A 13,768-nucleotide genomic window follows, 5' to 3' on the forward strand; every position below is an offset into this window, starting at 1 on the left:
ATAAAGTGGTGTTGCTGAATAGGGTATAAACTTATTTGCGTCTTTGCGCGAAGTAACTTCATACTCTAAATCAGCAACACCAAATTTTTATCCAGATTGACTACGCAAGGGTCTTGAATCAACATCAATTGCTAATTTCCACAATCATTTCTCCTTGACGTAATTGTTCCAGTGCATCAGGCAAAGTAATTGTCAAAAGTTGACGCAAATAACGATTAGTCACATTTCCACAAGTCAACCAAAGAATTTGAGGAGGTATCCCTAGCCGACAAACCAAGTCAACGAAATCACTATCTTTTGTCATTAATGATCACATTGGCGATTCTTGCAGCCTCAAAAATTTCTATATCTTTAGCATCGCGTAAACCAATATCTCTTAACGATAAAGCTTCTATACTAAAACTACTTGTTACCCAACTGGCTAATGTCGGAGGTAACTGTGCATCAATCCAAAGCTTCATGCTGTCAACCGCACAAAATCAGTCCGTCGTGCAGCAAACAGAAGACAAGCTTGAATATCTTCTGGTTCTAAATCGGGAAAGTCTTCTAAAATTTCGTTAATAGTAACACTTTCCGCTAACATTTCTAAAATGTCAGTAACTCTAATTCTCATACCTCGAATGCAAGGACGACCCCCACATTGACCAGGAATTTGAGTAATACGAGTCAATAGTTCATTCATTGAGTTAATTACTGATTTGACTAGTAAATAATATTTTACCATGTCAACAGTTTGGCACTTTATTTAACCCCTATTCCTCAATACACTTGATCACAGAAGGAAGTAGTGGATATATAGAAATATTGAGAATACTTTCTCAAAGTTCATGAATAAATATTAACTAGTGACTTTATCTTGATAACAAGATTTGCACAACACTAAGAATTATTTCGTTAAACAATATATATCTTGTTTAAATTAGAAGCTGAACGCCAATCATCAACAAGGTTTCAGCGATCGCCACAGCAATTAACTAGTAAATAGTCCTATTTCTTCGACGCTACAAGTTTTGGGACAATCAAAGACTAATAATTCCGCAATCATAGTCCACCTCTGAATTCACCTACAAGGGAGAACGCCTGATGAAATTGGCTTACTGGATGTATGCAGGCCCAGCCCACATTGGTACTTTACGAATCGCTAGTTCGTTTAAAAACGTTCATGCGATTATGCACGCCCCAATAGGCGATGATTATTTTAACGTGATGCGCTCCATGTTATCGCGGGAGCGAAATTTTACACCAGTTACAACTAGTGTGGTCGATCGCAACGTTTTGGCGCGTGGTTCTCAAGAAAAGGTGGTTGATAACATCACTCGCAAAGATGCTGAAGAACACCCCGATTTAATTGTGTTAACTCCTACCTGCACCTCTAGCATTCTGCAAGAAGATTTGCACAACTTTGTGGAACGCGCCCGGATTGAAGCTAAAGGCGATGTCCTTCTAGCGGATGTGAACCATTATCGCGCCAACGAACTGCAAGCAGCCGATCGCACTCTCCATCAAATCGTTCAATACTATATCGAGAAAGCCCGTAAAAAAGGCGAACTACCTACAACCAAAACCGAAAAGCCATCAGTTAACATCATCGGTATGTCTACTCTTGGTTTTCACAACAACCACGACTGCACCGAACTGAAAAAACTCATGGGAGATTTAGGAATTGAGGTTAACTCAGTCATTCCCGAAGGCGCTTCCGTTCATGAATTAAAAAATCTGCCGAAAGCTTGGTTTAACTTAGTTCCTTACCGGGAACTCGGTTTAATGACAACCGATTACCTCAAAGCAGAATTCGGCACACCTTGTATAGACATTACCCCGATGGGTGTGGTGGAAACAGCCCGTTGCATCCGCAAGATTCAGCAGGTAATTAACGAACAAGGCGCAAACGTTAACTACGAAGAATATATCAACGAACAAACCTTGCACGTTTCGCAAGCTGCTTGGTTCTCCCGTTCCATCGACTGTCAGAATTTAACTGGTAAAAAAGCTGTGGTATTTGGCGACAACACCCACGCCGCCGCCCTCACCAAAATTCTGTCACGGGAAATGGGGATTCATGTAGTTTGGGCAGGAACTTACTGCAAATATGATGCTGATTGGTTCCGCGAACAAGTTAGCGAATATTGCGATGAAGTGCTGATTACTGATGATCATGGCGCAATTGGGGATGCGATCGCCCGTGTTGAACCTTCAGCCATTTTCGGTACGCAAATGGAACGCCACGTTGGGAAACGCTTAGACATTCCTTGCGGTGTAATTGCTGCACCGATTCACGTCCAAAATTTCCCCATTGGTTACAAACCATTTTTGGGTTACGAAGGTACAAATCAAATCACAGATTTAATCTACAATTCCTTTACTTTAGGAATGGAAGACCATTTATTAGAAATATTTGGTGGACACGATACTAAGGAAGTAATTACGAAAGGTATTTCTGCCGAATCTGATTTGAGTTGGACAAAAGATGGTCTAGCAGAATTGAATAAAATACCTGGATTTGTGCGCGGTAAAGTGAAGCGAAATACTGAGAAATTTGCCCGCGATCGTGGTTTCAAAGATATCAATGCTGAGGTGCTATACGCCGCCAAAGAAGCAGTAGGAGCGTAGTTTTACGGTTAACTGTTAGCTTTAACCCGATTTATGATGTAAGAGCGTTTGTATACAAAAACGCTCTTACTATTTTTTGGGTGCTGAAGCTAGATAACAAAGCTATGAATGATCAAGATTTAGCTCGATGGTTTCAAATTAAATTTGGTTTTATCCCAAATGATCTAAGTAAATATAGAATGGCAATCACTACTAGACAATATGAAGTTTTAGAGTTTTTTGGAGATTCAATACTTGGTTTTGTCGTTGCTGATTATCTAGTAAGAAATTTTTCTATAGATCAACCAGGGTGGTTCACCGAAGTAAAATCTAAGCTTGTAGAAGATAGAAATTTATCAAAAATAGCTCAAAGCATTAATTTAGCCTCAATTATTACAATTCCTAGTACCAGTAGGAGAGAACAAATTACAGACAGAGTACTTGCTGATGTTCTAGAAGCCATAATAGGGGCAATTTATTTAGATCAAGGTTTAGATAAATGCAAACAAATTATTTTCCGGTTATGGAGTTTAGACAGAATACGAAATTCATCTTTAATTAGAAACCATGTTCATCCAGATATATCTAATAATTTAAATATAGAAAATCCTATTTCTACATTGCAGGAATTACTCGCTCAATATGGTATTTCTCCTCCTACATATACTGACATAGATAGAGCAGGTCGTGATCATGCTCCCATATTTACTATAAGAGCAACTTGCACTTTTAGAGGAAGATATTTAACGGCTGATGGTGATGGTAATTCAAAGAGAGAAGCAAAAAAGAAAGCAGCAGAAAAATTACTTTTATTAGTTCTTAGAGAATAACAAAGTTTGCAGATCATATCAAAATGATTGAAGGGCAGAATATATCTTTTCTTTTAGACGCAATCTTTACCAAATAGTAGAATTTATAGTGGTTATTTTAAGCACTATTCTTTACTACTCACTTTGGCGTAGTAAAAGTAATCGCCTTTCTAAAACTTCTTGTTATGATGTATTGGAAAACCTACAGCATTAGAAAAATATCCCATCATGTCCAATCAGACAAACTTAACTGATGCTTGTAATAACCTAGCCGAACTCTGCGAGCAAGTAGTTGTAGATAGAGATGTAGTAATTATTAATCGCCAAGAAGGTGAAAGTGTTGCTTTAATTGCTGTTGATGAACTAAACAGTTTATTAGAAACATCTTATTTACTTCGCTCACCTAAAAATGCAGAACGACTATTAACTGCTTTAGAAAGAGCAAAAGCAAGAACTTTAAAACCGCAAAGTATAAACGAACTGCGTCAGGAGTTGGGTATTGGCGAAGAAGAAGAATGAAACCCAACCTCAAGAAAATAAAGCCAGAGATGCTGTGTTCCATCCAGAATTCAGAGAAGACCTTGTTTATTGGATTGAAACAAACCGAAAAACTGCGCTTCGTGCTTTTGATTTGATTGAATCGATTATGCGAGATCCTTTTTCAGGAATTGGTAAACCTGAACCATTGAAATACTTGGATTCAGATGCGTGGTCACGACGACTTACTCAAGAATATCGTATTGTTTATCTAGTAAGTGATGACCGGATTGATTTTCTTCAAGCTCGATATCACTACTAAGTATTAAAGGAATATGTAAAACCATTTTGTCAGTTTTGCAAGTTTATACATAACTCTAAATTTACAGTTATTTTTATTACATTTTCCTAACGGGCAATATTTTGATCGCAGAGTATTGCTAGTCTCTACACCTTGACATAGCAAGGATTTTGCGGTAATCGAGCGAACCATTAACTGCTATTTACGGATTAATACTGGTAAATAAAATTTAATGCTCATCAATTATTACAATACAAGCTTATTAGTTGAGCGATCCCGCAAGCTAAAATCGCTTACCTACTGATTCACCGTTGTATTTCCAGCAACGAGGTATAAAAAATATTCAAAAAAACATAGTAGTTGCTGATCAAAAAAATCCGGATGGGCATGATAAGGTTTAAATCCAACCCATTCTGTTCGCGCTTCTCATCATGTATCTACACTATTTACAACCCAAACACCTTGAAGAATTAGTCAAGGGCAGTAGTATAGATTTACACCTAGCGCAAATGAATTTTAAATCTTTTCAAGGTGCGATCGCCTACGAATACCTGTTAATTTCCGAACTACTACCACGCACGAACACAGGTATGGTAAAAAGCGGCTGGTTGCAGCGTTACAGTCATATCACTGCTGGCGGCTGGTGGTGTGGGGGACTAGATCCACTAAATAATTGGCAAGCAATGGAATGGGGATGCTTTAAGCCAAATCAACCGCGCATCAAGGATAATGGCAAACAAATAAAATATGAACATCCTCCCAGCACACCAACCAGAGTATTTTGTTTACGGGTGACGCTGGAAGTGTGGCAAGAAGCTGCACAGCGTTACAATCTCAACTTACCTGTAAATATCAGTGTTGATGCTAACGGTGAAGCGGTGGGTTTTTGGGAATGGGTAATGGAACAGAACATCCCCCTGATTATCTGCGAAGGTGCAAAAAAGGCGGCTGCACTGTTAACGCAAGGATACGCAGCGATCGCAATTCCCGGAATTACCAGTGGTTATCGAGTTGTCAAAGATGGATTTGGTAAAGTTACCAGTCGTCAACTCATTCCTGATTTAGCTTTATTTGCGACTGCAAAACGCACTATATATATATGTTTTGATTTTGAAACTCAACCTAAGACTATAGCAGCAGTGAATAATGCGATCGCGCAACTTGGCTGCTTATTCCAAGAAAAAAATTGCTTAGTCAAAGTTATAGAACTTCCCGGCCCCGAAAAAGGTGTTGATGAATTAATCGTGGCTAAAAATGGTCACGCCTTCGATAAAGTTTATCGCCAAAGTGTTGATTTAGAAATTTACCTAGCACACACCAAACCACATACAGAATTAACGATTCCGGCTGCACTCACAATCAACCGTCCTTATTTAGAAGAGATACCTGTTCCCAACTCAGGATTAGTAGGAGTGAAATCAGCCAAAGGTACAGGTAAAACCACAGCTTTACAAAATATTGTCAAACAAGCCAAAATCAAAAATCAGCCTGTATTGTTAATTACCCATAGAATCCAGCTTGGTAAATTTTTATGCGATAAAGTTGGTATTCAATGGGGCTTAAATACTAATAATTTCCATTCTTACTTTGAAAATCAAACTACTGAATCGCTAGGTTTATGTATTGATTCTATTTGGAAAATAAACTCAGATAATTGGCATGGTGGCATTATTATCTTAGATGAAGTAGAGCAATTGTTATGGCATTTATTAAATAGTGATACTTGTAAAAACAAACGCGTCAAAATTTTAAAAAATTTCCAAAAATTAATCAGCACAGTATTGAAAACTGGCGGTTTAGTAATTGCCCAAGATGCTGATTTATCAGATGTATCATTAGAATATTTACAAGGGTTATCAGGAATTAAAATAACGCCGTGGGTACTTATAAATCAATGGCAACCAGAACGCGGTTGGGACATAACTTTCTATGATTCACCTAACCCAACACCTTTAATTCATCAATTAGAATTAGATTTACTTGCAGGACGTAAATGCTATGTCACGACCGATAGTCGATCTGGTAGATATAGCTGCGAAACCATTGAAAATTATCTCAAAGAACGTTTAGAAAAATTACGCTATCAATTTCCTAAAAGTTTAGTCATTAGTAGCAGAACTACTAATACACCTGACCATCCAGCAGCGGATTTCGTCGCAACTATTAACCAGAAAATAGAAGATTACGACACAATTTTTGTCACGCCTAGTCTAGGAACTGGTATTAGTATTGATGTGCAACATTTTGATAGAGTTTATGGTATTTTTCAAGGCGTAATTCCTGACTCAGAAGCACGACAAGCATTAGCCAGAGTCAGAGATAATGTACCTCGAATTGTGTGGTGTGCTAAAAGAGGAATTGGTTTAATTGGTAGTGGAAGTACAAACTATCGTTTATTGTCTGATTGGTATCAAGCCAATCAAAAAGAAAATTTAGCATTACTTAGTCCATTACATAAAATAGATGTCGATTTACCTTTAGTATATGACCCGATTCATTTACGTACTTGGGCTAAATTATCTGCGAGAGTTAATGCTTCTATTCGTCTTTATCGTCAATCTATGCAAGATGGATTAACGTGTGACGGACATCAAATTTGGCTGCGGAGTAATGCAGTTCACAATAATATTATTCGAGATTTACGTTTAGCATTTTTAGCCACTGACGCTGATGATTTAGCCACGCGCAAACGGTTAATTTTAGAAATTGTGAAAGTTCAAAGAGATTGGACAGATAAGCGTCAAAAAGCTAAAGATATTAAACGTCAAATGCAGGAAATTAAGCAAAAAAATCAATTAGGGAGTGCCAAAATTATTGCAGAAACGCAAGATATTGATTATGTAGAATATCAACAACTAACATCTAAAAATTCTCTTACAGATGTAGAACGTAATCAAATACATAAATATACACTCAAACAAAAGTATGGGGTAGAAGTTACACCTTTACTAAAAATAAAAGATGATCAAGGCTATTATGCCCAATTATTAATTCACTATTATTTAACCCACGAAAGTGATTATTTTCATGTTAGAGATCAGCATGAATGGCAACAGCAATTGCAGTGGGGTGAAGGGAAAGTTTTTTTACCTGATATCAAAACTTATACTTGCAAAGTTGAAGCGATGAAAGCTCTAGGAATGCTAGAGTTTCTCGAACCATCCAGAAATTTTACTGAAAATGCTCCTGATTTACTCTGGTTGCAAGATGTTGTTTATCAGCATAGTAAACATATCAAACGGGTTTTAGGAATTGACTTGGTTAGGGAAGAAGAAGCGACTTCACCAATTAAAATACTTGGTAAATTACTCAAGTTATTGGGATTAAAGTTGAAATCAGTTAAAGAAGGTTATCAATTAGACCATGAAACTTTATATGATGGCAGAGAAAAAATATTTGCAGTTTGGTATCAACGAGATGAGTTGATGTTAGCAAATCTGAAGGGTGTGCAACTAGAAATAAAGGATTTCTCCAATTGGAAGTTTGAGCCTGTAAAGCAGCAATCTGTATTAGCAAGCTTATCAACAAGATGAATTACCCAAGGCGATGACTGCATTTTGACCACCAAAGCCAAAGCTAAAGCACAAGATATTTTGAACGGCGTTTTGTTGTGAAGTCATCACGAAATTTAAATCAAGTTCTGGTGTTTGCAAGCCGACACATGGAGGTAAAACTTGCTGCTGTAATGCTTTTAAAGAAAAAGCAATCCCTAACGCACCTGAAGCGCCTAGAGTGTGGCCTGTAGCGCCTTTGGTGGAGCTTACGGCTACTGTTTCGGAAAAAAACTGTTTTATAACTTTGCTTTCAATTTCGTCGTTTAATTTTGTAGCTGTACCGTGAGCATGAATATAATCAATATCATTGGGAGTTAAATTGCTGCGTTCTAGACATTGTTTAATCGCTGCGATCGCACTTTTTCCGTTTGGTTCTGGCTGATTGGTATGATAAGCATCGGCAGTCAAACCAAAACCGAGAATTTCACCATACACTCTCGCTTGGCGCTGCTTGGCTAACTCTGCTGACTCTAAAACCAACACCGCACCACCTTCACCCAAAACTAAACCTTCTCGCTGCACATCAAAAGGATAAGCACCAGTCTTGGCTAAAGCATTCATCTGCTGAAATCCGCAGATAGTTAAAGGTGTAATTGGCACTTCCACAGCCCCAGCAATTACCCGTTCACATTGTCCAGTTTGAATTAAAAAAGCTGCTTGAGCAATAGCCCAAATTCCTGTAGCACAAGCCGCCATCGGTGCAGAAACTATCCCAGTAGCCCCAATTTGTCTAGCAGATGCGATCGCATTTATATGGGGTAAAACATCAAGCCAATTTTCTAAACCTATTTCCCCTTTCAAATCAGGATCTTTCCCATACATTTGTCTAGCCAGCGATTCCCAAGCACCTTGATAGCTACGACTCGATCCAATCACTACTGCACAATCAGGTAGAGGAGGAGATAAACCAGCATCTTTTAACGCAGAAGTCACAACCAGTTCAGTAAGCCTTTTTAACTCAGTTGGTTGTTTACCAATCAAGCCGAGGGGAACTGCTTCAAGTTCTGGAAATGGTTGCTGTAATTTAATTCCTGTTTTACCTGCTAACAAATTTTGCCAGCTATTCTCCAAACCTTCGCCTAAAGCGGAAACTAAACCAATACCAGTGACAACAACCTTAACCAATTTTCTGAAGTCTGAAGTCTGAAAATATATCAAATAAGCGCTTTTAACAAACCACAAAGTTTGCAAAGTGCGCTAAAAAAAAGAGCGATCGCTTGGTAACATAAAATTTTATTGCTGCTGTTGCAACCAAGCCACTAAATCAGATTCCGAGGTGAAATCTAGTAAAAACCATTATCGGCACTGTTATATTTATGATCTTAATTGGCGTTCTGCAACTGCGACAAGATGACCGTCTGTCTGAAGAAAATTTTGTCGAGTTAACAGTAAGAGTAATTAAACATTTTCCTTTAATTGGAAATTTGATTGAGTCATTGAAAGGAAATAAGTATACTTGATCCCCCCTAAATCCCCCTTAAAAAGGGGGACTTTAAGAATCTCTTAGCCCCCCTTAAAAAGGGAGGTTGGGGGGATCTAATCATCTCAATTTATTGAGGAACTTTTAGGTTTTCTGCGCCTTGAGTGACTTTAGCAGATTCAATGCGATCGCCTTGCTGAATTTTGTTCACTACATCAAAACCTTGAGTGACCTGACCAAATACAGCGTAGTTACCATCCAAGAAACCCAAATCAGCTAACGCAAAGTAAAACTGTGAAGAAGCTGAATCTGGTTGTTGCGATCGCGCCATTGCGATCGCGCCTTGTTTATGAGTTAATTCGGGTGTTGTAGTTACCCTAGCCATTTCAAATGTTTTACTGTAAATCGGGCTGGCTTCACCTTTGGGTTTGATTTCTAAAGGTATATAGCGTTCGTTGCCAGTTTTGGGATCAATATAACCGCCTGTCCCTAATCTGCTGGCAGGAAATTTTGGATCTTTCCCTTGGGGATCGCCACCTTGAACAACAAATGGTTGCGGATCACGCACTACTCGATGGAATGCTAAACCATCGTAAACGCCTTTTTGGACTAGATCGACAAAGTTACCGGCTGTAATAGGTGCATTTGTGCCATCTACTTCGATAGTGATCGGTTTACCGTTTACCGTCATCACCACAGTAGCTTTACCTTCGAGCCGTGGTAAATTGTTCATTCCTGGGATACTCTCACTTGTAGTTTCAGATACAGACGTTGCTTCAGCAGTAGTTGTTGTAGTACTTGTCTGGGATGCTGTTGCTGGAGAAGAGGAGTTAGAACCAACTTGCTGTGTGGAACATCCTCCCAACATTAAAGCAGCAACCATCAAGAACGTAACTAAAAATTTTGTCACTTTTAACCGCATTTTCAGGTACTGACTCAACCAGAGTATCTTATCTTCTCAAGTGAATAAAGTTAAAAAGTAAAAAGTAAGCCATTGCGGTGGACGGATTTCCCGGCATAAAACAAATGGCGCACCCAAAGAGCAAAAGATTATTTTCTTTGAGCTTTTGCCTTTCTACTTTTAACTTAATTAAAGTCCTTCCAAAGGTACTTGCAAAAAGCGGGCTAACTCTGCGCCTTTTGTTTCTATTTCCGTCAAAGACAGTGGTTGACCTACTCTGGTTAAAGGAATATCTCGCCGACCTTTAAGGCGTAGGTAAACTGCACGACGCGGATTTAAACCCTCTTTAATTTCTAGTCGCACAGATTGGACATCACGGATACGAGCATCAATTTCAATGCGCCGGTTTTTGCCGGGAAATCCCCACCGAAAGATTTTGAGGGTACCTGTTTCTTGATTAAAATCGTTGTAACCACCACCCACATCCAAGAAAATCATTAGCCACAGATAAAAAGATAAAAGTACACCAGCGGTGCCGTACAATCCCATTACTAACCCTTGGGGTACGAACACCAGTTGAGTAGGATCGGTGACTAATAGTAAATTGATTTTTAGATAACTAGATATCCCTGCCAACAAAAAGCCTGTGGCTCCTAAAGTCACCACAGTTGCCCACCAGTAGTTACTCAACCGACGAGAACCGAGGACTTTTTGATGTAAAACACTGGCAGAAGAGCGATCGCCATTTGGTGAATCGCCTTTGTCAATTGTTGTTGATGCCGTCATAGAAGTACCTTAGCTTGTGATTTCTTGCCTGATAAATCATCAATAACTATTCTCCCTTACTCCCTGTCCCCCTGCTTACTGAGTGCAATCGAAGTATATTCCCCTGACTTTGCCCCACTCTCTAAAAATTTTGAGATTTCTGAGAAAAGTTGTGTCAGATTGTAAAAATTCTGATATTCCTATTATTTAATAGGTTTGTGATCAATACAGGATTTCCCTGCGTAGTTCGGGCAAAAAGCCGAACTAATGTGATAAGTTAAGGATCATTAAGTTACCACAAGCTAGGTTACTAGCCAACGGTACGTGTAATGGCATAAGCCTGAGAAAAGCCAACTTACTGAGGCGGCAACCTCTCAGAAACTCAGTAGCCTGAAAGCAACTGAGACTGCCAAAAAAACGTTTATTCCTCAAAAGCGTTGAAATTTTTAGTAAAAAGAGGATTTTAGTCCGATGACCATCGCAGTAGGACGCGCCCCCAGTAGAAGAGGGTGGTTTGACGTACTAGACGACTGGTTAAAGCGCGATCGCTTCGTATTCGTAGGTTGGTCAGGAATATTATTATTCCCCTGCGCCTTCCTAGCACTAGGCGGTTGGTTAACCGGTACAACCTTCGTCACCTCGTGGTACACCCACGGATTAGCATCATCCTATCTCGAAGGCTGCAACTTCCTGACAGTAGCAGTATCAACACCAGCAGACAGCATGGGACACTCCCTATTGCTGTTGTGGGGGCCAGAAGCGCAAGGGGACTTCACCCGTTGGATTCAGTTAGGTGGATTATGGCCATTCGTAGCACTACACGGAGCCTTTGGCTTAATCGGCTTCATGTTGCGGCAATTTGAAATTGCGCGACTAGTAGGCATCCGTCCATACAACGCCTTAGCATTCTCAGCACCAATCGCGGTATTCGTCAGCGTCTTCCTGATGTACCCCTTGGGACAATCGTCTTGGTTCTTTGCACCCAGCTTTGGTGTTGCTGCCATCTTCCGGTTCTTGTTGTTCTTACAAGGGTTCCACAACTGGACACTCAACCCCTTCCACATGATGGGAGTAGCAGGTGTACTTGGTGGAGCGCTATTGTGTGCAATTCATGGTGCCACAGTCGAAAACACCTTGTTTGAAGACGGTGAAGCAGCTAACACCTTCCGCGCCTTCAACCCCACCCAATCAGAAGAAACCTATTCAATGGTGACAGCAAACCGATTCTGGTCACAGATTTTCGGGATTGCTTTCTCCAACAAACGCTGGTTGCACTTCTTCATGTTGTTTGTACCAGTCACAGGTTTGTGGATGAGTGCGGTTGGCATTGTCGGTTTAGCTCTCAACCTGCGGGCTTATGACTTCGTCTCCCAAGAATTGCGGGCAGCCGAAGATCCAGAATTTGAAACTTTCTATACCAAAAACATTTTGCTGAACGAGGGTATCCGCGCTTGGATGGCTCCTCAAGATCAGCCTCACGAACAATTTATATTCCCTGAGGAGGTATTGCCTCGTGGTAACGCTCTCTAATAGACCCGCAGTTATGGGCGGCGGACGCGACATAGAATCAACAGGTTTTGCCTGGTGGTCTGGTAACGCCCGTTTGATTAACCTATCTGGTAAACTGCTAGGCGCTCACGTTGCTCATGCTGGCTTGATTGTCTTCTGGGCTGGAGCAATGACTTTATTTGAAGTTGCTCACTTTGTACCAGAAAAGCCCATGTATGAACAGGGCTTGATTCTTCTACCTCACCTCGCTACTTTAGGCTGGGGTGTAGGCCCTGGTGGTGAAGTAATTGACACCTTTCCCTACTTTGTAGTTGGTGTACTTCACTTAATTTCCTCCGCAGTATTGGGTTTTGGCGGTATCTATCACGCCGTTCGCGGCCCAGAAACCTTAGAAGAATACTCTTCTTTCTTTGGTTATGACTGGAAAGACAAGAACAAGATGACCAACATCATCGGGTTCCACCTGATCATCTTGGGTTGTGGTGCGTTGTTACTTGTCCTGAAGGCTATGTTCTTCGGTGGTATCTACGACACTTGGGCACCTGGCGGTGGTGATGTTCGCGTCATCACTAATCCAACCTTAAACCCAGCAGTTATCTTCGGTTATCTAATCAAAGCTCCATTTGGTGGCGAAGGTTGGATTATTAGCGTCAATAACTTAGAAGACGTAATTGGCGGTCACATTTGGATTGCCTTAATTTGTATTGCTGGCGGTATTTGGCACATCTTCACCAAGCCTTTTGCTTGGTCACGTCGTGCATCCATTTGGTCTGGTGAAGCCTATCTATCCTATAGCTTAGGCGCACTTTCTCTGATGGGTTTTATTGCTTCTTGCATGGTGTGGTTTAACAACACCGTTTACCCCAGCGAATTCTACGGCCCTACCGCTGCTGAAGCTTCTCAAGCTCAAGCTTTGACCTTCTTAATCCGTGACCAACGCTTAGGTGCTAACGTTGGTTCTGCACAAGGCCCTACAGGTCTAGGTAAATACTTGATGCGCTCTCCTTCTGGTGAAATCATCTTTGGTGGTGAAACCATGCGCTTCTGGGATTTCCAAGGCCCTTGGTTAGAGCCTCTGCGCGGCCCCAACGGTCTTGACTTAGATAAAATCAAGAATGATATTCAGCCTTGGCAAGCTCGCCGTGCTGCTGAATACATGACTCACGCTCCTCTGGGTTCTTTGAACTCTGTAGGCGGTGTGGCAACTGAAATTAACTCCTTCAACTATGTATCTCCTCGTGCGTGGTTGGCTACTTCTCACTTCGTACTAGGTTTCTTCTTCCTCATTGGTCACTTGTGGCACGCGGGTCGCGCTCGTGCTGCTGCTGGTGGTTTCGAGAAAGGTATCGACCGTGAGAATGAACCAGTAATGTTCATGAACGACCTTGACTAAGTTGACATATTTTTTTCATCACTGACAATCAAATTTTTGAGAGGCTCTTG

The 13,768-nt window shown here is 40.5% G+C and carries 13 protein-coding genes; 7 read left to right on the forward strand and 6 right to left on the reverse strand.

Annotated features, from left to right (window positions below; all coding sequences use genetic code 11):
- Positions 1-124: 124 nt before the first annotated feature.
- Genes NOS7107_RS29380 through NOS7107_RS12170 form a run of 3 tightly spaced genes read right to left on the reverse strand, consistent with a single transcriptional unit; the run spans position 125 to position 691 of the window.
- Positions 125-304, reverse strand: a complete 180-nt coding sequence (locus NOS7107_RS29380) for a DUF5615 family PIN-like protein (protein WP_253274542.1) — start codon at positions 302-304, stop codon at positions 125-127.
- Positions 291-461 (reverse strand): DUF5615 family PIN-like protein, encoded by a 171-nt coding sequence (locus NOS7107_RS29385; protein WP_253274543.1) that lies wholly within the window; start codon positions 459-461, stop codon positions 291-293. Before NOS7107_RS29385 ends, NOS7107_RS29380 begins: the two co-directional genes overlap by 14 nt.
- Positions 458-691, reverse strand: a complete 234-nt coding sequence (locus tag NOS7107_RS12170; RefSeq protein ID WP_044500757.1) for a DUF433 domain-containing protein — start codon at positions 689-691, stop codon at positions 458-460. Before NOS7107_RS12170 ends, NOS7107_RS29385 begins: the two co-directional genes overlap by 4 nt.
- A 392-nt stretch (positions 692-1,083) precedes the next feature.
- Here NOS7107_RS12170 and bchB point away from each other — a divergent pair, with 392 nt between their 5' ends.
- From bchB to NOS7107_RS12195, 5 genes are all read left to right on the forward strand, one after another.
- Positions 1,084-2,610 carry a ferredoxin:protochlorophyllide reductase (ATP-dependent) subunit B gene (gene bchB / locus NOS7107_RS12175; protein WP_015113276.1) on the forward strand — a complete coding sequence of 509 codons (1,527 nt, stop codon included), beginning with the start codon at positions 1,084-1,086 and terminating at the stop codon, positions 2,608-2,610.
- Between the two features lie 104 nt (positions 2,611-2,714).
- Positions 2,715-3,419, forward strand: a complete 705-nt coding sequence (locus NOS7107_RS12180; RefSeq protein ID WP_015113277.1) for a ribonuclease III family protein — start codon at positions 2,715-2,717, stop codon at positions 3,417-3,419.
- A 207-nt stretch (positions 3,420-3,626) separates the two neighbouring features.
- The gene (locus NOS7107_RS12185; RefSeq protein WP_015113278.1) at positions 3,627-3,917 is read left to right on the forward strand and encodes a type II toxin-antitoxin system Phd/YefM family antitoxin; all 291 of its coding nucleotides are present in this window, start codon (positions 3,627-3,629) and stop codon (positions 3,915-3,917) included.
- The gene (locus tag NOS7107_RS12190) at positions 3,898-4,197 is read left to right on the forward strand and encodes a Txe/YoeB family addiction module toxin (protein ID WP_015113279.1); all 300 of its coding nucleotides are present in this window, start codon (positions 3,898-3,900) and stop codon (positions 4,195-4,197) included. The genes NOS7107_RS12185 and NOS7107_RS12190 overlap by 20 nt, the downstream gene beginning before the upstream one ends.
- Positions 4,198-4,607: 410 nt before the next feature.
- A complete protein-coding gene (locus tag NOS7107_RS12195; protein ID WP_015113280.1) occupies positions 4,608-7,709 on the forward strand; it encodes a plasmid replication protein, CyRepA1 family in 3,102 nt (1,033 codons plus the stop codon).
- Here the strand turns inward: NOS7107_RS12195 and NOS7107_RS12200 are convergent.
- The 3 genes from NOS7107_RS12200 to NOS7107_RS12210 all read right to left on the reverse strand — a co-directional run bounded on the left by NOS7107_RS12200 (position 7,698) and on the right by NOS7107_RS12210 (position 10,837).
- A complete protein-coding gene (locus NOS7107_RS12200) occupies positions 7,698-8,855 on the reverse strand; it encodes a beta-ketoacyl-ACP synthase (protein ID WP_044500759.1) in 1,158 nt (385 codons plus the stop codon). The two genes, NOS7107_RS12195 and NOS7107_RS12200, sit on opposite strands and share 12 nt — an antisense overlap.
- A 425-nt stretch (positions 8,856-9,280) precedes the next feature.
- Complete coding sequence (locus tag NOS7107_RS12205; RefSeq protein ID WP_015113283.1) at positions 9,281-10,072, reverse strand: peptidylprolyl isomerase; 792 nt, start codon at positions 10,070-10,072, stop codon at positions 9,281-9,283.
- Between the two features lie 168 nt (positions 10,073-10,240).
- On the reverse strand, positions 10,241-10,837 hold the full coding sequence (locus NOS7107_RS12210) for a photosystem I assembly protein Ycf4 (protein ID WP_015113284.1): 597 nt from the start codon (positions 10,835-10,837) through the stop codon (positions 10,241-10,243).
- A gap of 450 nt (positions 10,838-11,287) precedes the next feature.
- Here NOS7107_RS12210 and psbD point away from each other — a divergent pair, with 450 nt between their 5' ends.
- Together psbD and psbC are read left to right on the forward strand one after the other, a co-directional pair.
- Complete coding sequence (gene psbD, locus NOS7107_RS12215) at positions 11,288-12,346, forward strand: photosystem II D2 protein (photosystem q(a) protein) (RefSeq protein WP_015113285.1); 1,059 nt, start codon at positions 11,288-11,290, stop codon at positions 12,344-12,346.
- Positions 12,330-13,718, forward strand: a complete 1,389-nt coding sequence (gene psbC / locus NOS7107_RS12220) for a photosystem II reaction center protein CP43 (RefSeq protein WP_015113286.1) — start codon at positions 12,330-12,332, stop codon at positions 13,716-13,718. Before psbD ends, psbC begins: the two co-directional genes overlap by 17 nt.
- The last annotated feature ends 50 nt before the right edge of the window (positions 13,719-13,768 follow it).

This window comes from Nostoc sp. PCC 7107, from assembly GCF_000316625.1.
In the GTDB taxonomy this organism is placed as follows: Bacteria; Cyanobacteriota; Cyanobacteriia; order Cyanobacteriales; family Nostocaceae; genus Nostoc_B.

Coding starts and splice junctions, on each gene's coding strand:
- NOS7107_RS12210 (WP_015113284.1), bottom strand. CDS start 10,837: ATGACGGCATCAACAACAATTGACAAAGGCGATTCACCAAATGGCGAT.
- NOS7107_RS29385 (WP_253274543.1), bottom strand. CDS start 461: ATGAAGCTTTGGATTGATGCACAGTTACCTCCGACATTAGCCAGTTGG.
- psbD (WP_015113285.1), top strand. CDS start 11,288: ATGACCATCGCAGTAGGACGCGCCCCCAGTAGAAGAGGGTGGTTTGAC.
- NOS7107_RS12180 (WP_015113277.1), top strand. CDS start 2,715: ATGAATGATCAAGATTTAGCTCGATGGTTTCAAATTAAATTTGGTTTT.
- bchB (WP_015113276.1), top strand. CDS start 1,084: ATGAAATTGGCTTACTGGATGTATGCAGGCCCAGCCCACATTGGTACT.
- NOS7107_RS29380 (WP_253274542.1), bottom strand. CDS start 304: ATGACAAAAGATAGTGATTTCGTTGACTTGGTTTGTCGGCTAGGGATA.
- NOS7107_RS12185 (WP_015113278.1), top strand. CDS start 3,627: ATGTCCAATCAGACAAACTTAACTGATGCTTGTAATAACCTAGCCGAA.
- NOS7107_RS12205 (WP_015113283.1), bottom strand. CDS start 10,072: ATGCGGTTAAAAGTGACAAAATTTTTAGTTACGTTCTTGATGGTTGCT.
- NOS7107_RS12195 (WP_015113280.1), top strand. CDS start 4,608: ATGTATCTACACTATTTACAACCCAAACACCTTGAAGAATTAGTCAAG.